The sequence below is a fragment of the Myroides fluvii genome (assembly GCF_009792295.1).
GTDB classification, from domain to species: domain Bacteria; phylum Bacteroidota; class Bacteroidia; order Flavobacteriales; family Flavobacteriaceae; genus Flavobacterium; species Flavobacterium fluvii_A.
On the sequence record NZ_CP039934.1, the window covers coordinates 975,447 to 994,227 of the forward strand.

An 18,781-nucleotide genomic window follows, 5' to 3' on the forward strand; every position below is an offset into this window, starting at 1 on the left:
TTTATGAAACACCTAATTGCAATTAGTCTTTTTTTAGGGCTTCATTGCACCTTTAGTTCATCGCTTTATGCCCATGAAACTAAAAACGCTTGGGAAGACAAGCTACTTCCTTTACTTCAAGCAACCTCAGATACCGTTTTTATTGATCTAAAAAACGATCCTGATTTTAAATTTGCCAATCATTTACGTTGGTTTCAAGACCCAGATCTATCGCTGTTTGGAATTAAAACACAATCGGGTGACTTGTTTATCGAACCTTTATTTCACCAAATTGAATCGTTTGTTGATAATGTCTCCATCGTAACGTTCGAAGGCTATCAAGGCGCAATTAATGATAAGGGAATAGTCGTTATTCCCTACATATACGAAGAATTGCAAACCAGTAGTGAAGACCGCATTGCTTTCTATGAAGGAGGTTTATGGGGATTCTTCTCTACCACAGGTGATAAAATTATTCCCGCATCTTATGAATTTGTAGGTAATTTTTCAGAAGGCCTCGCCCTAGCCTCAAAGGATAATTTATTTGGCTATATCAATAAACAAGGAAAAGTAATGATCCCCTTTCAATATGAATACGCCAGTAATTTTGAAAATGGACAAGCACAAGTAGAAGTCAAATTTCGCGCTTTTACCATCAATAAAAAAGGAATGAAGATATCGAATTAGTTAACGGTTAACGGTTAACTGTTAACCGTTTAAATTTTCTGATTTAAGGGTATATATTCTTAAATCGATAATCTGGCGAAAAAGCAACTGGCAAAAAAACGAAAAAGCAAATCTAAAGGTTATGAGTAATCGGAAGTTTATCGGTTAAATAAGATATCTTAGTCAATTGTTATTCATTATCAGATTGTTGGTTAATTTTTTGATTTAAGGATATATTTTTTTTAATCGATAATCTGTCGAAAAAGCAACTGGCAAAAAGACAAAAAAGCAAATCTAAAGGTTATCAGTTAACGGTTTAAATTTTCTGATTTAAGGATATATATTCTTAAATCGATAATCTGGCGAAAAAGCAACTGGCAAAAAAACGAAAAAGCAAATCTAAAGGTTATCAGTTAACGGTTTAAATTTTCTGATTTAAGGATTTATATTCTTAAATCGATAATCTGTCGAAAAAGCAACTTGCAAAAAGACAAAAAAGCAAATCTAAAGGTTATCAGTTAACGGTTTAAATTTTCTGAATCGATCAATCGTACTTTAATCGAAAATCTTCACAAAGCACAAACCTCACTAAAAAAGTGAAGTTGCTTTTTTGTTTTTTGTGAAGTTTTGAAGTTTCTGCAAAGAGCAAACCTCACAAACAACAAACAACAACCAACGAACGACCTACGACCTACGACCAACAACCAACCCCATAAAAAAACGAGTTAGATATCCCTTCTAACTCGTTTTTACAACTAACCCAAACATTCGTATCGTTTATAGCCCATCAAATTTTACTCCTAGTGTAAACCATCTACCTGGCATAGGGACAGCCCCAGCCTCAATATAGGTTGTATCAAATATATTCTGAGCATCTAAATAGAACTTCACCTTATCTAAGGCATAGTTCAGACGAATATCCGTAATCCAATAACTCTTATACGTCAATCGTTCATTGAAGCGATTGGCTAAGGTCACGCTAAATTTATCATAGGTGTAGTTCACCGTTCCCACCACTTGGTGTTTCAAACTTTCTAAGGAATACTTAGAAAGCACCCCTGCTTCTGCAGATTTATTTTCAATAGTTGGTGACAAATACGTATACGAAAGACCTAAATTCCATAGCGAAATACCTTCTCCTAATTGGTAACGCAATGCCGTATTCAAGCCTTTTGTCTTATTCTTTGAGGCGTTATACGGTTGATACGGTTGATTGATATCTACGCGAATCCAATCGACAAAATCATCAATATCGCGATAGAATACAAAGGCCTCGGCTTGTAAGCGATTTTTTCTATACTTTCCACCTACCTCAACTTGATATGCTTTTTCTGGTGCTAGATCGGGGTTTCCGATATTACCAGGTCGTTGATTCAAATACAAATCCGTAAATGACGGAATTCTACTTGCTGTTCCCGCGTTAAATGTAGCCTGCCAATGCGGATTGAAATTATAACTCGCATCAATTCCAGGGAAAAACTCCCAACCATACTTTGTATTATAATTGACATAAGCCCCAATATTTACGTCTAATTTCTCAAACCAATCGCGTTGAAAGGCAGCAAAAAATCCATAGTTGCTCTTGCTGTGATCGCCAATGTTGGTGGAGTTAATTTCCTCATAACGCATTTCACCACCAAAGGTAAATTTTCCGTAATCAGCAGCGTATTCTCCATTGACATTGGATGTAATTGCATGAGTATAATGTCTACTTCTTGCCACATCCAAACGATGACGATAGTAGCGATAATCATCGAAATTATAGCGATAGGCCACACTAGGCATCAAAGTAAACCGATCCGATACATAATGACGTGAACTCAAGTTCAACATCGTTGTGCTGACAATTTCCTTCGACTCTTTATCTCCAGGTGCAGCATAAAATCCGTTCGCACCAAATGAACTATTCGCATGTCCAGCCAAAATCATTAGGGTATTGTGCTCGTTGGGATTAATATTCCCTTGATAAAACACCTTATTGTTGTGATAAGCGGTATTATAGCGATATCCATTTCCGGAATCGTGGCTGGCGAACAACATATGGTTATCCTTTTCACGCACCAATGTCCCACCTACTTGAATGCCGCGGTTGTTATACGTTTCGTTGTGATCGTCCTCTTTGTCTTTCTTAAAGCTCGTACCTCCGTACGCAGCCGCAAAGACTCCATCCTTCTTTGGATTTTTCGTCACTATGTTCACAACCCCTGTTAAACTGTTGATCCCGTATAAACGCGCAGAAGGCCCTCGCACAATTTCAATGCGCTCTACAGCCTCTAAAGGAATAGGAATGTTTAGCGAATTATGTCCCGTTTGTGGATCAGAAATCTTTTGACCATTCAACAACAGAATATTTTGCTCAAAACTTCCACCATCAATACTCAAATCTGCCTGTGTTCCATTGGGGCCTCGTTGTCTCAAATCTACTCCGGCAACAAAACTCAACAACTCGTTGACCGAGCTCACGGGTAATTGCTTAATCTGATCCTGACCTACTATAGTAATATTTCTATTTTTCAAAGTACTTGGAAGTTGTAATCGCTGATTGTAAATCACAATTTCTTCCATATTGTCCGCTACTGTGGTTGTGTTTTTTTCTTGTGCATTACCTGCTACAGCAAAAAAACTACAAACCGTTAAGGCTACATAAAATTGAGGTTTCATAAAATAAATGTATGCTTGATTCATTCGTATACTGCAAATGTAAGTAGGGATGTTACACCTCTCCTAGTCCAGTTTAAAAATAGAAAACAGTCCGGTTTTTTCTCTTACAAAAAAATTACCTTATTTATTCATTTTTAGCACTTATGCAAAAACTCAAACAAGGATAATATTTAAAATATAAATTATTTTCATTATTTTTGGTTTATAATCTTGCTATATGATTAAGAAAATATTACTGCCAACTGCATTGCTTGCTTGTGTACTCACCTCTTGTGGGGAGAGAAGTAAACAAGCCATGCGAGTTATCTATGGTGAAAATGAAGTTGTTGAAGCGTTGAATGAAGTGCCGAACATCCAATTTGACTCCTTACAAACTAGTGCACTTCCAGAAGATGTGCGTCTTTTTTACAAGAACAACGACTACCATTTAGGATGGTTTAGTGCCGTAAATAGACAACAACTTTTAACGAGTGTTGACGATCTTAAATACGACGGTATTAAGATTTCAACCAAAGACAGGGACAAGCTCACAGATTTTAGCGCAAGCTATGAGCAGTTGGACGAAGCCACAAAGATTGAGGCTGACTTCTTATTCTCCACGATGTATGTGAATACATTAGACAATTTGTACAACGGCAGCATCAAAGCCAAGCGCTTATATGGTGATTGGGAGATAACCCCAAAACCCTTAAACACAAGTGCAACCCTATTATTAGCTTTGAATCATGAAAATATTGCCCTCACGTATGACAGTATTCGAACAAAGCAACCGGTATACACCCAATTGAGAAAAAAACTTTTCTCCTATTATACTTTAGAGCAAGACAGTTTAAAGCCATTTAAAAATGGAAAAATAAACGACACGATTCCAGAGCTGGTAACCATTAAAAAACACTTGATATTCTTGAATCAGTTGCCCGACAGTATTGGCACAGATGCCATTTACAATCAGGCTACAGCCCAATCGATAAAAGCTTTTCAAACCCAAAAAAAACTAAGTGTTACTGGTTATACTGACACCAAAACGATTGAAGCGATGTTGCGCGATGAACATGCCTTAAAAGAAAAAATTATTGTCAATTTAGAGCGTTGGCGATGGTTTCCGAGGGAATTTTCATCCAACTATATCTTGGTCAATATTCCAGCCTTTAGTTTGGTTACCGTATCCAATCAGGATACGATTCAACAACACAAAGTTGTTGTGGGAACTGCTGCGCGTAAAACACCAATCTTAAGTTCTACGCTGACTACCGTTGTTTTGAATCCAACGTGGACCGTACCTCCAACAATTAAAAAAAATGATTTAGTACCCAAAGCATCTAGTGATCTTTCCTATTTTTCAAGATTGAATTTTACAATTTACAACAACCAAGGAAAAGTAGTATCTCCTGAAAATTGGGATGCTAGTAAAGGGACATCCTATCGCTATGTTCAAAAAGGGGGCCAAGGTAATACGCTGGGGCGTGTAAAATTCATGTTTCAAAATAACCATGCCGTATATTTACACGATACTCCAAGTCAATGGGGGTTCGCCCGCAATGATAGAAATTTGAGTTCAGGATGTGTACGTGTACAAAATCCTTTTGAGCTGACAACTTATATTTTTGAGCTTGCCTCACCAAATTTAACCAAAGAAGAAGTAGACAAAATTGTTGCCTCCCAAGAAACCAAAAGCGTATCCGTGAGTAAAACTCCGATTGATGTTCATTTATTATATTGGACTGTAGAAGTGGATCGTCAAGGGAAATTTACCTATTTTAAGGATATTTACAAATATGACGAAGAATTGTACAAACGTTTAATCAAATAAAATCGTTCTTTTTTCTACATACAAAAGCCCAAGTAATTCTCTACTTGGGCTTTTGTATTCTGCGATTTTCCGTTGTTTATTCCGCAAATTGAAAAGTTCCTTGTATAAAATTTGAACTTCTTTTTCCTTGACTACTGCCATCATCGGCATAGCTTAAGAAAGCATCCACACTTCCTTTTTGGGTATCAATAACCTGACTAACGGTTAGACCATCTTGTTCAATCCAGTTAATAAAAAACAGGTGATCCCCTATTTTCTTATAACTCATTGTTTCCGTTCCTTCTGAAACCACTCCCTTGGCATTCGTTGTTTTCCAATGCAATTGATTTTCTGACAAATACGTTACCTCTGCTTTAAAATCAGGGTAAGCTAATATTCCCTTTTGCCCAATTAGACCACCATGATCTTGTATTGATTGCGCCTGAGTAGTCTCACTTGTTTGATTGGATGCTGCTCCTTTGGTCGTTGAATCTCCTTGTTTACAAGACAAGAGCAACAAAGGAGTTGCAAGTAAACATAAACTGATTTTTTTCATCGCTTTAATTTTTTTAAATAATACTATCGTTTGTCCTACAGTGCATCAGATGTTATTCCAACTTGTAGTACACTTAAAAGTAACAAAAAGTAGACCTGTCTGTATCAAAAAAATTGATTTATTTTAAAATAAAAATGTCCAACGCACTCTAGTACGTTGGACATTTTTAGCAACTATTCGTTGAATCCTATGCTATTAGATTAAATATTTTGATTGTTTTAAATAATCTTGTTGTGTAGAATAAATAAACAAGCAAGATTCATCTTTGATCAAGTCAATTAATTCTTTATTCACTTCATTTGGAACAGCTGGGCAACCGTAGCTTCTTCCCAGACGACCTTGTTTCAAAGCTAAAGTTGGAGAAGCATAATCCGCTCCATGTACCACAATCGCACGTGTACGCGCATTGTCGTTAATCCCCTTTTCCAATCCATCTAAACGCATCGAAAAGCCATTACTCCCTTGATACGTTTCGCCCGTTTTATAGAATCCTAAACTACTCATATGGGAGTTAATTCGATTAGAAAATGCCGTAGCAAACTCATCCCCTGTTCGCTTACCATGTGCGACCACAGACTCTAATAACACGGTATTTTTGTCCATATCAATCACCCATAAGCGCTTTTGTGTAGAAGAAACGCTAAAATCGACAATCGTCAATTTACTGTTTTTAATCAATCCTTCCTCTTGCATTTTTAAATAGCCTTTCAACGCCATGGTAAATACTTTTTCTGAAGGAGCGTTAAATGCCTTTAGTTCTAACGTTTGAAAAAGTGTATTCGCTTTTAACTCAAATCGCTCTTCTGCACTTAATTCTACTTTTTCTATCTTCTCTATTTTTTCTGTTCTGGCAACATCCAATTGAATGGACGACATATCAAATGCTATTGAATTCTTGGCAACACCTGCACCTACTAATACCAAAGCGGCTGACGCCACTATCCACTGCTTATAATTCATTATTATATCTTTAAAAAGGGATTGTTTTTAATTACGAAGTCGTAAAAATAAAAAAATATTCTTACCAAACAAATGATTATCACCCAACTAAGTCTATAATTGTGATTTTTTTTTACTTTCGTTGCTTATTGAGAATTTTTTTTAACCAAAAATCACAATTTCCTTAAATCCTAAAACGTCAGGAGGAAAAAGCGCCTTCTTTTTAAATAAAATGCAGGAATCTACCGACGAAAAGCAGAAGTTAACCATACAATCTGTAAATTTGTGTAAGGAATAATTCAAACGACAAAACACACAACAATGAATAAGAAAGTAATTTTAATGATACTGGATGGCTGGGGAAAAACACAAGACCCTAAGGTTTCAGCCATTGCACATGCACAAACACCGTTCATCGATAGTCTGTATACCCAATACCCAAATACATATGTATTAACGGATGGACTCAATGTAGGATTGCCCGAGGGGCAGATGGGAAATTCAGAGGTAGGTCATATGAATTTAGGAGCCGGTCGAATTGTGTACCAAGATTTGGTTAAAATCAACATGGCCGTTGAAAATAAGACCATTGCCCATGAACCAGCTTTACAAGCCGCTTTTGCTTATGCCAAAGCAAACAATAAAAAAGTTCACTTCTTAGGTTTACTGTCAGATGGTGGGGTACATTCTCATGAAAAACACTTATACGGATTAGTAGATGCTGCGGTTGATTTTGGGTTACAAGATATTTTCATCCACGCCTTTACGGATGGGCGTGATGTCGATCCAAAATCGGGAGTAAGACACGTAAAAAACCTAGCAGAACACATCGCGTATTCCCCTGCTAAATTAGCTTCTGTAATAGGTCGCTACTATGCCATGGATCGCGACAAACGCTGGGAAAGAGTAGCTAAAGCCTACCATTTACTTGTAGAGGGGAAAGGAATTCACTCTACTGATGCAGTAAAAAGCATCGAAGCAAGTTATGCCAATAATGTAACAGACGAGTTTATTGACCCTATTGTCCTGGTTGATCAAGACAATCATCCCGTTGGAAAAATTGAAGCTGACGATGTCGTTATTTTCTTCAATTTCCGTACAGACCGTGGGCGTGAATTAACACAGGTTTTATCCCAAAGTAATTTCCCTGAATTTGCAATGAAAGCTTTGCCCTTGTATTTCGTTACTTTAACCAATTACGATGATACGTTTAAAAATGTACACGTAGTATATGACAAAGAAAACTTACACCATACCTTAGGTGAAATTATAGCCCATCATGGAAAAAAGCAAATTCGCATTGCTGAAACAGAAAAATACCCACACGTTACCTTTTTCTTCTCAGGAGGAAGAGAATTGCCTTTTGAAGGAGAACAACGCATTCTGTGTCCTTCTCCTAAAGTAGCAACTTACGATTTACAACCCGAAATGAGCGCTTTCGATCTGAAAGATGCCTTGATTCCCGAATTGCAAAAAGGAGAGGTTGACTTTGTGTGTTTGAATTTCGCCAATGGCGATATGGTTGGCCATACAGGAGTCATGGAAGCCGCCATTAAAGCTTGTGAAGCTGTAGACCAATGCGCAAAAGAAGTAATCGAAGCGGCTTTGGCGAATAATTATACTACAATTGTTTTAGCCGATCACGGAAATTGTGAAACGATGATTAATGAGGATGGAACACCAAATACCGCACATACAACCAATCCCGTGCCGATTATTTTAGTAGATAAAGATATTAAAACCATCAATCACGGGGTTTTGGGTGATCTTGCACCAACTATCTTAAAGTTGATGGGATTACCTCAACCTGAAGAAATGACCAGACATTCGTTAGTATAAACGAAAAGAACAACATAAAAAAAGTGCTTTGTAAAATTTACAAAGCACTTTTTTGTTGGGCTATTTTACTATATTCGTATCACTTACAACCAATCAACCATCCCTTATGACTAAAATTTTCCCTCTTTTGGGGTTGCTCATCCTCTGCTCCTCTTGTATTACGATATACGGAGTAACGAGTGATTACAAAAAATTAGATCCAGCACTCCACGCCTATCTTGCTACCTACGAAGAAGGAAAAGATACCCTATACAATCGCGTTTATTCCATAACAGGAGAACAAATCCGTAAACAAATGGAACAACACGATAAAATTCTAGTCTATACTTTTGCCAATGGTTGTTCAAGCTCTACTTGTTATCCCTTAGCCACCTTTAAGCGTTGGGCAGATGAAAATGGATATAAACTTTACTTGGTAACTACAGGCTATGGAAACCTAAGTAGTACACTAAGTCAAGAGATCGACCTACCACTTTATGTAATCAACTACAAAGCATACAATACCAATATGCAGGGAAAATACAGTAATCGTTTTTTAATGGATTTACTTCAAAACGAGGCAAATCCAAAAGCAATTGTAAAAGATCCATACGTTAATCTATATGCCTTTGAAAAGGGAAAACTCACCCAAGTTTCTGGTGATTTATTGAATCTCGAATCCCAATTTATTTCTTCTAACAAGTAAACTATTCCATCACTATGTTTAGATTCTCATTGTTGTTTTTTATTTCTGCATTGGTTTAAACAATCTCAATCTCGTTTAGTAAGCAAGTTGTTCAACTACCTTTACTATAAACAAAAACGAAGAAAATTATGAAAATAACAAACCTATACTTAGAAACAGAGAACCTGAACAATAGCCTTTCGTTTTATCAAAACACCTTAGGGTTGACCGTAGTTGAACAAACAGCAAAAGAGGTTCGCTTTCAAGCGGGAGAAACCCTACTTACTTTCACGGAGAATAAAAATAAAACGCCTTTTTATCATTTTGCTTTTAACATAGCGACAAATCACTTAGAGCAAGCGATTGCTTGGGCACAAGCGAACCACATTGAGTTACTGCCCTCTCCTAAAAATGAAATCATTACCCACTTTGACACGTGGAAAGCGAAGTCGATTTACTTTTGGGACCTTAATGGCAATTTACTTGAATTTATTGCTAGAGCCGATATCCAAACCACAAAAGCACAGCCTTTTTCACCTAAAGAGATGTTGAATATTAGCGAAATTGGCATTGTAACCGCTCATCCCATGCAAACAGCAGAAGCAATCATGCAACAAACGGGATTGCAGTATTTCAGCAAATCCGCCCCCCTACCTGAATTCTGTGCGATTGGCGATGACGAAGGATTGCTTATTTTCGTTAGCCCCGAAAGAAATTGGTATCCAACCCAACTCAAAGCGCAACCGAGTACAGCAACCATTAAGTTAGAAGTCAGCAACAGCACCCATACAATTCTAGCATCGGATTGGAAATAAGTTAATTATTTTGCTTTTCAATCACATAGAACCACTTTATTTCTAAAATTCCATTTTCATCGATTTTTTAGATTCAAAGGAATACCGTAATTTTGTAGTTCTTAAATCAATAAAGTATGATCATTCCAAAAACTCTAGAACAAATTGAGTTGATGAGACAAAGTGCCCTTTTAGTTTCAAAAACATTGGGGATGCTTGCAACAGAGCTAAAGCCAGGAGTAACGACTTTAGAATTAGATAAAAAAGCAGAAGAATTTATCAGGGATCACGGTGCAGTACCGGGATTCAAAGGATTATATGGATGTCCTTCTACTATTTTGACTAGTGTAAACGAGCAAATTGTACATGGACTACCAACGGATAAACCGATTGTAGAAGGGGATATCGTATCCATTGACTGTGGAACAGTGATGAATGGATACTATGGTGACCACGCCTATACCTTTGAAATAGGTGAAGTAGCGCCAGAAACCAAGCGTTTATTACAAGTGACCAAAGAATCGCTTTACGTGGGAATTCGCGAATTCAAATTGGGAAATCGCGTAGAAGATGTGGGAAGTGCCATTCAACGTTACTGTGAAAAAGAAGGCTATACGGTCGTTCGCGAATTAGTAGGTCACGGATTGGGAACGAAAATGCACGAAGCGCCTGAAATGCCGAATTACGGTAAACCAGGTAGAGGTAAAAAATTCGTTGAAGGAATGGTGGTTGCTATTGAGCCTATGATTAACTTAGGAACAAGAAACATCAAACAATTAAACGACGGTTGGACAATCGTTACCCGTGATGGAAAACCTTCGGCTCACTTTGAGCACGATGTAGCTTTGGTAAATGGAAAACCAGAATTATTGTCTACCTTCCACTACATTTACCAAGCCTTGGGAATCCAAAGCAACGAAGAAGATGAGTTTAGAGCTAATCCTTTAGTTTTATAATTCACTTCCCTCTAATGAAGAAACTTTTCAAAACTATACTGAACATCATACCTCGACCGATTTTAATTCGGTTGAGTTATCTTGTTCGACCTATTTTTGCCTGCTACCTCAAAGGAGATCGATACACCGATCCGATTGATGGCAAAAGCTTTAAAAGTTTTTTACCCTATGGCTATGCCAAACAACGCCCTAATGTACTTTCACCAAGTACATTGTCATTAGAAAGACATCGTTTGCTGTGGCTGTACTTGCAAAATGAGACTGATTTTTTCACAGCCGCTCATCGCGTCTTGCACTTCGCACCAGAACAAGCGTTCTACAAGCGCTTTAAAAAACAAGCGAATTTAACCTATACCACCACTGATTTAGAATCGCCTTTAGCCGATGTTAAAGCGGATATATGCAATCTGCCTTTTGCTGATAATTCCTTCGATATTATCTTGTGTAATCACGTTTTAGAACACATTCCCGATGACATCAAAGCCATGCAAGAGCTATATCGCATCCTTAAACCAGGAGGAATGGGTATTTTTCAAGTTCCGCAAGACCTCAACAGAACAACTACTTTTCAAGACGACAGCATTACCGATCCCAAAGAACGCACCTTGGTGTTTGGGCAGTATGATCACGTCCGCGTGTATGGATTAGACTATTTTGACAAATTGCGTCAAATCGGTTTCACTGTTATTGAAGAGGACTATACGCACAAACTAACTCCTAAAGAAGTAGTCAAATATTGCCTAGCTCCAGGTGAAATAATTCCTGTTTGCTTCAAACCCGCTTAAACCTTCCTTTCTCATTCTATCGCTTTTGCGTATCTTCGTCCTACTATTATTTAGTAAATTGATATGACTAGGATTACGACCGTACTTTTTGACATGGATGGCGTTTTAATTGACTCCGAAAAATTTTGGCAACAAGCAGAGCAAGAGGTTTTTACTTCTGTCGGCTGTCAATGGAGCGAAGCAATTGCCCATCAAACCACTGGACAAACTACAAGAGCCGTTACTGAACTTTGGTACAGCTTATATCCTTGGACAGGCAAAACACTAGAAGAAGTAGAACAGGCAGTGATTGATCGCGTAGATGAACTCATCCGCCTTCAAGGAGAAATAAAAATAGGCGTATGGACAACGTTGACTTTCTTACAATCCCAAGACATAAAAATTGGCTTAGCAACCAATTCAACCCCTTCATTAATTCAAACTGTTTTGAATCGATTGAAAATTGCACACTTTTTTCAAACTACTGTATCCGCTTTAGATGTAGCTCAAGGTAAACCCGCACCAGATGTTTATTTACAAGCCGCACAAAATCTAGGAAGCTATCCCGCAGATTGCCTTGTTATTGAAGACTCTTTTACTGGAGCAACCGCAGGTAAAAAAGCAGGCATGACCGTTTTTATTGTTCCTGAATTGGAATTTTACCACGACACTAAATTCAACTTAGCAGACAGAAAACTAGTTGACTTAACTGAATTTGAAGAAAATTTCTTAGCTTTAAATTGCGTAACTCCTTAATAAATATTCGCTCATGTTGAACCTACGATGGCTTTTTATATTCTTTTTGTGTACGCTATTCGCTCATGCACAGCAAACACAGGATTATACCGCTAATTACATTAAAATGGCTGCTTTCATGGCCAATGATAAAGCCACTACCCCCTTTTTTCCATTACAAGATGGATTTACTCTTGAGTTTGATGATTTATATGGAGATGAAGGCAATTACTATTATCGCGTATTGGCCTATAATTATGATTGGACGCCTGCTCAATTGAGACCGATTGAATATATCAAAGGAATGGATAATCAACGGATTCAACAATACAGCACTTCATTTAATACCCTTCAGCTGTATACCCACTACAAATTGACGATTCCCAACTCCGTGTATCGCATTACCAAAAGTGGTAACTACATTTTAGAAATTTACGATGAAGACAACCAAGTAGTAGTTCGACGTAAATTTGTCTTATATGAAAATAGTGTTGGCGTTGGTGCACAAGTAAAAAGACTACGCGATCTAACTTATGTTGATACCAAGCAATCCTTAGAACTTACTATTAAACTTGGAGATCATACCTATCAGAACCCAACTGCCAATATCAAAGTAGCCTTATTCCAAAATGGACGTTGGGATTCCTATATCACCAAAGTTCCCCCTCAATATACCATTGGTACGGATTTAATTTACAAATACGACAAAGAGACAAGCTTTTGGGGAGGAAATCAATTTCGCTATTTCGACAACAGTGACTTGAGACAAGCCAATAATATGATTTATTCCAATGGCAAAGAAAATGATATGTATAAAACCATACTTTATCCTATCACAGGATGGTTAGAAAAAAAATATTCTTACTACCCGGATATCAGTGGCTCATTTAGAGTGCGAAATATATATGGTAAAAACGCCACTATTGAAGCAGAATACAGTTGGGTATACTTTGAGTTCCAACCCATCTCAGAAGATAAAAACAAGGCTTACTATGTAACGGGTATGTTCAACAATTATGAATTAACACCTGAACATAGGCTTGAATATAATACACAGACGGATCGCTTTGAAAAGGCCATTCTCATCAAGCAAGGATTTACCAATTACAACATTACCACTGTTCAAAAAGGAATAGTAAGCAACGAACACAATCAAGATGGCAACCACGCCCTAACGACCAATACCTATCAAGTTTTAGTCTACTATAAAGGAAATACTGATTTATATGACCGCGTTATTGGTTTTGTAGAAACCAATGCGGAACAAATTACGTACTAGAACCCAAAAAGAAACAACATTATGGTATCAAAACAAACCAAAGGAGTAAATGTAACAGTAGTAACATTGTATGAAGGTTTTTTTCAGCGTGGCAATAGCATGCAATTTGCTTTTAGTTATGAAATCACCATCGAAAATCAGAGCGATTCTACCATTCAAATTCACTCGCGTTATTGGGAAATTTACGACTCGCTCAATACCAAAGAAATTGTAGAAGGCTTAGGGGTTGTGGGAGAACAACCCTTCATTTTACCCCAAGAGAAGTACACCTATAGCAGCGGTTGTGTATTGACGTCAACTTCAGGGGCGATGCAGGGGTATTACAACGTAATCCGAACAGATAATCAGCAAATGATCAGCATTGAGATTCCCTTTTTTAAACTGATTGCACCCTTTATTTTAAATTAGACGCTTTAAGTTAAACTACTGTAAATCGCCTATAGTTCTAGTAAAATTAATTATCTTTGTAGTTACATATTTTAATAAACCCGAAAAAAAGTACATTATGTCAAAAGGATTCTACAAAGTTCCAAGTGCTATTAATGAGCCTGTAAAATCATACGCGCCAGGAACGCAAGAGAGAGAATTGACTTTGAACTCTTTCAAAGAGCAATATAGCCAATTAGTTGATATTCCATTATATATTGGTGGAGAAGAAATCAGAACTGGAAATACAAAAGATTTATTCCCACCTTTTGATCACAAACATAAACTAGGTGTTTACCACCAAGCAGACAAAGCCTTAGTTGAAAAAGCAATTGCTACAGCTTTAGAAGCAAGAACAAAATGGGCAGCAATGCCATGGGAACACAGAGCGGCTATTTTCTTAAAAGCGGCTGAATTATTAGCAGGCCCTTACCGTGCTAAAATTAATGCGGCTACGATGATTGCTCAAGCAAAAACTCTACACCAAGCAGAGATTGATGCGGCTTGTGAATTCATCGACTTCTTGAGATTCAACGTAGAATATATGGCTCAAATTTATTCCGAGCAACCGCTATCTGTTGATGGAGTTTGGAATAGATTAGAACACCGACCATTAGAAGGTTTTGTATACGCAATTACTCCATTTAACTTTACGGCAATCTCTGGAAACTTACCGTCTTCAGTTGCAATGATGGGGAACGTTGTGGTTTGGAAACCATCTGCTACACAAATTTACTCTGCACAAGTAATTGTAGAAGTATTCAAATTAGCTGGTTTACCTGACGGTGTAATCAACGTAGTTTACGGTGATTCAGCTATGATTACAGATACCCTTTTAGCTAGTCCTGATTTTGCTGGAATTCACTTTACAGGATCAACGGGTGTATTCAACAGCATGTGGACAAAAATTGGACAAAACATCAACAACTATAAAACATACCCAAGAATTGTTGGGGAAACAGGTGGAAAAGACTATGTGTTAGCACACCCATCTTCAAATGCTAAAGAAGTGGCTGTTGCCTTAACAAGAGGAGCTTTCGAATACCAAGGACAAAAGTGTTCTGCAGCTTCAAGAGCGTATATCCCTGCTTCATTATGGCCACAAGTAAAAGACTTTATGGCTGCTGATTTAGCAACAATCAAAATGGGTTCTCCAGTAGATCCTTCTAACTTTGTTTCTTCTGTTATTTCTGAAAGTTCTTTCGACAAATTGGCGAAAGCAATTGAAGCAGCAAAAGATGCAAAAGACGCTGAGGTTGTATTGGGAGGTTCATACGATAAATCTGTAGGTTACTTTGTTCAGCCAACGGTTATCTTAACTTCTAATCCAAAATACGATACAATGGAAACAGAATTATTCGGTCCTGTTTTAACTATTTACGTATACGAGGATGCTAAATGGGCTGAAACATTGAAATTAGTAGATGAGACTTCCGCTTATGCCTTAACTGGAGCAATCTTCTCTCAATGTCGTTATGCAATCGCAGAAGCTACTGAAGCCTTAGTAAACTCGGCTGGTAACTTCTACATCAATGACAAGCCAACAGGTGCTGTTGTAGGTCAACAACCATTTGGTGGAGCAAGAGCTTCTGGTACAAACGACAAAGCAGGTTCTATCTTGAACTTATTGCGTTGGGTATCGCCAAGAACAATCAAAGAAACCTTTGTTCCTGCAAAAGATTACAAATATCCTTTCTTAGGATAATACATACAAAGGCGGTTTGTTAACCGCCTTTTTTATTTCACAATTCAGTGCTTTTTATCGGGATCGTTTGATACATTTAAAAAAACGATTAAGTAAAAATTACTTTTATATTTTGCTTTTATACTTTTTCAGCAGAAAAAGTTCCTTATTTCATTTCTAAAGTACTGGGTTATACTTATTAACAAATAAAATATAACTCATGTTTAAAAAATTACGAGACAGAAAACAACTGGTTATTAACCCACCCGTTTTTACCACCTCCATTTTTCTAATCATTTTACTTCTTGCTATCTGCCTCCTTTTTCCCAATAAAGTGGGCGATTGGTTTCATATTGGACAACTTGCAGTAACTGAAAATTTTGGTTGGTTTTTTATTCTTACCGTTAATATCATCCTCATTTTTGCCCTATTTCTCGCCTTTGGCAAGTATGGAAATATTCGTTTAGGGGGTGATGATGCTGAACCCGAATTTTCCAAACCTTCTTGGTTTGCTATGTTATTTAGTACAGGAATGGGAATCGGAATTATGTTCTTTAGTATTGGAGAACCTGTTTCTCACTTCTTTAATCCTCCTCGCGCTACTGATGGCGATACTAATACCGCAATCCAAGCGATGGAATTTACTAGTTTACACTGGGGTTTACACGCTTGGGCTATCTATGCTATTGTTGGTCTAGCCTTAGCTTTCTTCAGTTTTAACAAGAAACTACCCATGACCTTCCGCTCTTTATTATATCCTTTTTTAAAGGAAAAAATTCACGGTTGGTGGGGACATACCATTGATATCTTATCCACTTTAGCCACCGTATTCGGTCTATCCACTTCCTTGGGACTAGGGGTAACCCAAATTGCTGCCGGATTACAATACCTCTATGGTTGGGAAATATCCCCTTTAATGCAAGCGGGAATTATTATTGGCGTAATTAGTGTCGCTACAATCTCCGTTCTATCTGGATTGGACAAAGGGGTCAAACTTTTGAGTAATGTCAATATGTATTTGGCTTCTGGTTTTATGCTGCTCATTTTCATCACAGGGCCTACCCTTTTTATTCTAAAAGGATATGTACAAAATACGGGATCCTATTTGGCGAACTTTATTGATATTAGTACGTGGAATGATACCTACGGAGGTTCCGGATGGCAAAATATTTGGACGATTTTCTATTGGGCTTGGTGGATTGCTTGGTCTCCTTTTGTAGGTAGCTTTATTGCGCGAATTTCAAAAGGACGCACCATTAAAGAATTCATTTTAGGCGTTCTAATCGTACCCGGGTTAATTACCCTGCTATGGATGAATGTATTTGGAGGAAGTGCCTTACACACCATTTTAGAAGGCGATATGACGATGGTAGTCGCTGTTAAAGAAGATATTTCAACAGCTCTCTTTGTCTTTTTAGAAAACTTTCCTCTCACAAACTTTCTATCCCTAGTTGCCATCATTCTTATTTTCTTTTTCTTTATTACCTCTTCGGATTCTGGATCTTTAGTTATCGATAACATTACCTCAGGGAGTGAAGGGAATTCTCCCGTTTGGCAACGTATATTCTGGTCCTTTTTACAAGGATTTATTGCCATCGTATTACTATGGGGTGGCGGTTTAGATGCCTTACAAACCGCTGTAATTATAACCGGACTCCCCTTTGCCGTTATCCTCCTGCTCATGTGTTACAGCTTGCAAAAAGGGTTACAAGATGAATTGAATAAAAAGGCCAAACAATTGAAGTCGAAACAAGAAAAGAGTTACAAGGATATTATCTCTGATTTAATCGAAGAACAGCAAAAATAACGCATGATGGAAACAAACAAAGCACTCAATATAATAGTTGGCTTAGACCTCTCTGAGATGGATCACTATTTGATTCAATATGCCAAAATACTCGACCATATTCTAAACGTAGCACAAATCACCTTTATTCACAATTTAAAATTAGGTGAACTACCCAAAGAATTGATTGAAGAAGAACAAATAAAACTCATACAGCAAAGAATACACAAACGGATAGAAGAGCAAATTAGTGCGACTGAAATCACCTATCCATACGATATTGTGGTGACAATGGAGAACTATTCAGAAATTGCCTTTTCAACCCTTACAAAGCAAAAGAACTACGACTTACTGTTGTTGGGAAACAAGCAACAATTGACCGGAAATGGCGCTTTGGCCAACAAACTCATTCGCCTATTGCCTTCAGCTACACTTCTTGTTCCTGAAACCTTTCACGTTCCCATTGAAACAGTTATTGACGCCATCGATTTCTCTCGCTACACGAATTCAATTATGCTGTGGGCCGATCGATTCAAAAACAATTCTAAGGGACAGCGAATCAAGCATTCTGCAGTGCATATTTCCAAATCGTATTGGAGCTATCTGCCGATGATGACAGAACGGGAATTGGACAAAATTTCGCTAGAAGACATTAGAGAAAAAGAAGAAAAATGGAACCAAGCCTATGCACAATATACCGATATCGATATTGTTCCTGCTAAAAATCAGAATGTGGCTGCAGCCCTAATTCAATACGCCAAAACCAAAAAAGCAGATCTAATGATTTTAGGGGTAAAAGGATCTGCGGGTATTAAGGACATTATTTTGGGAAGTGTAGCCAATCACGTCCTTCATCGTCCTACTGATACTTGTTTGCTTTTTGTCAAACCACTTATTGGAAAGAAGTGAGAAGAAATCGGAGCGCAGTGAAAATCGAAACGCAGTGAAGATTCATCAAACACTAAACCAAATATAAAATAGGTGAGATAGATTCATCGAATACCAAAATAAATATAAACCTAATGATATAAAGAGGTTAGAAGAAAAAAAACTTCTTTAAAAAATAAAAAAAAGGCATGAATTGTAGTTGCAATCCATGCCTTTTTTTATTTTTTTGTTTGAAGATTGAATCATCTTACAGTAGAGAAACCTACCCTTATATCTCCTTTCCTCTAACTTCTATCCATAAAAAAAGATTCTAGGTCAAAAGAAAGAATTTCCTTACTTGAGAAAATTCACTCCTCTCCTCTTTCTTCTCACTTCT

The 18,781-nt window shown here is 37.4% G+C and carries 16 protein-coding genes; 13 read left to right on the forward strand and 3 right to left on the reverse strand.

What is annotated here, in order from left to right; genetic code table 11:
- The first annotated feature begins 3 nt into the window (after positions 1–3).
- Complete coding sequence (locus FBR08_RS04545) at positions 4–666, forward strand: WG repeat-containing protein (protein WP_158961622.1); 663 nt, start codon at positions 4–6, stop codon at positions 664–666.
- 756 nt (positions 667–1,422) lie between these two features.
- On the opposite strand, the gene FBR08_RS04550 is transcribed toward FBR08_RS04545, so the two are convergent.
- Positions 1,423–3,306 (reverse strand): TonB-dependent receptor plug domain-containing protein, encoded by a 1,884-nt coding sequence (locus FBR08_RS04550; protein ID WP_158961623.1) that lies wholly within the window; start codon positions 3,304–3,306, stop codon positions 1,423–1,425.
- 217 nt (positions 3,307–3,523) lie between these two features.
- Between FBR08_RS04550 and FBR08_RS04555 the strand changes: the two genes are divergently transcribed.
- Positions 3,524–5,116 (forward strand): L,D-transpeptidase family protein, encoded by a 1,593-nt coding sequence (locus FBR08_RS04555; protein ID WP_158961624.1) that lies wholly within the window; start codon positions 3,524–3,526, stop codon positions 5,114–5,116.
- 76 nt (positions 5,117–5,192) lie between these two features.
- Here the strand turns inward: FBR08_RS04555 and FBR08_RS04560 are convergent, their stop codons facing one another.
- Complete coding sequence (locus FBR08_RS04560; RefSeq protein ID WP_158961625.1) at positions 5,193–5,651, reverse strand: MoaF-related domain-containing protein; 459 nt, start codon at positions 5,649–5,651, stop codon at positions 5,193–5,195.
- Between the two features lie 195 nt (positions 5,652–5,846).
- Positions 5,847–6,611 (reverse strand): murein L,D-transpeptidase catalytic domain family protein, encoded by a 765-nt coding sequence (locus FBR08_RS04565; protein ID WP_158961626.1) that lies wholly within the window; start codon positions 6,609–6,611, stop codon positions 5,847–5,849.
- Between the two features lie 300 nt (positions 6,612–6,911).
- Between FBR08_RS04565 and gpmI the strand changes: the two genes are divergently transcribed.
- From gpmI to FBR08_RS04620, 11 genes are all read left to right on the forward strand, one after another.
- On the forward strand, positions 6,912–8,429 hold the full coding sequence (gene gpmI, locus FBR08_RS04570) for a 2,3-bisphosphoglycerate-independent phosphoglycerate mutase (RefSeq protein WP_158961627.1): 1,518 nt from the start codon (positions 6,912–6,914) through the stop codon (positions 8,427–8,429).
- A gap of 106 nt (positions 8,430–8,535) precedes the next feature.
- Positions 8,536–9,114, forward strand: a complete 579-nt coding sequence (locus tag FBR08_RS04575) for a hypothetical protein (protein ID WP_158961628.1) — start codon at positions 8,536–8,538, stop codon at positions 9,112–9,114.
- A gap of 128 nt (positions 9,115–9,242) precedes the next feature.
- Entirely contained in the window at positions 9,243–9,908 is a 666-nt protein-coding gene (locus FBR08_RS04580; protein ID WP_158961629.1) for a VOC family protein, read from the forward strand.
- Between the two features lie 116 nt (positions 9,909–10,024).
- On the forward strand, positions 10,025–10,843 hold the full coding sequence (gene map, locus FBR08_RS04585) for a type I methionyl aminopeptidase (protein ID WP_158961630.1): 819 nt from the start codon (positions 10,025–10,027) through the stop codon (positions 10,841–10,843).
- Between the two features lie 14 nt (positions 10,844–10,857).
- Entirely contained in the window at positions 10,858–11,628 is a 771-nt protein-coding gene (locus FBR08_RS04590) for a class I SAM-dependent methyltransferase (RefSeq protein ID WP_158961631.1), read from the forward strand.
- 63 nt (positions 11,629–11,691) lie between these two features.
- Positions 11,692–12,363, forward strand: coding sequence for a hexitol phosphatase HxpB (gene hxpB / locus FBR08_RS04595; RefSeq protein WP_158961632.1), 672 nt, complete (start codon positions 11,692–11,694; stop codon positions 12,361–12,363).
- Positions 12,364–12,376: 13 nt separating this feature from the next.
- On the forward strand, positions 12,377–13,621 hold the full coding sequence (locus tag FBR08_RS04600) for a type IX secretion system plug protein (protein ID WP_158961633.1): 1,245 nt from the start codon (positions 12,377–12,379) through the stop codon (positions 13,619–13,621).
- A gap of 21 nt (positions 13,622–13,642) precedes the next feature.
- Positions 13,643–14,029 (forward strand): Co2+/Mg2+ efflux protein ApaG, encoded by a 387-nt coding sequence (gene apaG / locus FBR08_RS04605; protein WP_158961634.1) that lies wholly within the window; start codon positions 13,643–13,645, stop codon positions 14,027–14,029.
- A gap of 97 nt (positions 14,030–14,126) precedes the next feature.
- Positions 14,127–15,752 carry an L-glutamate gamma-semialdehyde dehydrogenase gene (pruA, locus tag FBR08_RS04610; RefSeq protein WP_158961635.1) on the forward strand — a complete coding sequence of 542 codons (1,626 nt, stop codon included), beginning with the start codon at positions 14,127–14,129 and terminating at the stop codon, positions 15,750–15,752.
- 199 nt (positions 15,753–15,951) lie between these two features.
- Positions 15,952–17,538 (forward strand): BCCT family transporter, encoded by a 1,587-nt coding sequence (locus FBR08_RS04615; RefSeq protein ID WP_158961636.1) that lies wholly within the window; start codon positions 15,952–15,954, stop codon positions 17,536–17,538.
- A gap of 3 nt (positions 17,539–17,541) precedes the next feature.
- Positions 17,542–18,426 carry a universal stress protein gene (locus FBR08_RS04620; RefSeq protein ID WP_233266245.1) on the forward strand — a complete coding sequence of 295 codons (885 nt, stop codon included), beginning with the start codon at positions 17,542–17,544 and terminating at the stop codon, positions 18,424–18,426.
- Positions 18,427–18,781 lie beyond the last annotated feature (355 nt).

Bases quoted from the DNA above. Each gene is read 5' to 3' on its own strand.
- map (WP_158961630.1), top strand. From the start codon at position 10,025: ATGATCATTCCAAAAACTCTAGAACAAATTGAGTTGATGAGACAAAGT.
- hxpB (WP_158961632.1), top strand. From the start codon at position 11,692: ATGACTAGGATTACGACCGTACTTTTTGACATGGATGGCGTTTTAATT.
- pruA (WP_158961635.1), top strand. From the start codon at position 14,127: ATGTCAAAAGGATTCTACAAAGTTCCAAGTGCTATTAATGAGCCTGTA.
- FBR08_RS04580 (WP_158961629.1), top strand. From the start codon at position 9,243: ATGAAAATAACAAACCTATACTTAGAAACAGAGAACCTGAACAATAGC.
- FBR08_RS04615 (WP_158961636.1), top strand. From the start codon at position 15,952: ATGTTTAAAAAATTACGAGACAGAAAACAACTGGTTATTAACCCACCC.
- FBR08_RS04550 (WP_158961623.1), bottom strand. From the start codon at position 3,306: ATGAAACCTCAATTTTATGTAGCCTTAACGGTTTGTAGTTTTTTTGCT.
- apaG (WP_158961634.1), top strand. From the start codon at position 13,643: ATGGTATCAAAACAAACCAAAGGAGTAAATGTAACAGTAGTAACATTG.
- FBR08_RS04600 (WP_158961633.1), top strand. From the start codon at position 12,377: ATGTTGAACCTACGATGGCTTTTTATATTCTTTTTGTGTACGCTATTC.
- FBR08_RS04575 (WP_158961628.1), top strand. From the start codon at position 8,536: ATGACTAAAATTTTCCCTCTTTTGGGGTTGCTCATCCTCTGCTCCTCT.
- FBR08_RS04620 (WP_233266245.1), top strand. From the start codon at position 17,542: ATGATGGAAACAAACAAAGCACTCAATATAATAGTTGGCTTAGACCTC.
- FBR08_RS04590 (WP_158961631.1), top strand. From the start codon at position 10,858: ATGAAGAAACTTTTCAAAACTATACTGAACATCATACCTCGACCGATT.
- FBR08_RS04560 (WP_158961625.1), bottom strand. From the start codon at position 5,651: ATGAAAAAAATCAGTTTATGTTTACTTGCAACTCCTTTGTTGCTCTTG.
- FBR08_RS04545 (WP_158961622.1), top strand. From the start codon at position 4: ATGAAACACCTAATTGCAATTAGTCTTTTTTTAGGGCTTCATTGCACC.
- FBR08_RS04555 (WP_158961624.1), top strand. From the start codon at position 3,524: ATGATTAAGAAAATATTACTGCCAACTGCATTGCTTGCTTGTGTACTC.
- FBR08_RS04565 (WP_158961626.1), bottom strand. From the start codon at position 6,611: ATGAATTATAAGCAGTGGATAGTGGCGTCAGCCGCTTTGGTATTAGTA.
- gpmI (WP_158961627.1), top strand. From the start codon at position 6,912: ATGAATAAGAAAGTAATTTTAATGATACTGGATGGCTGGGGAAAAACA.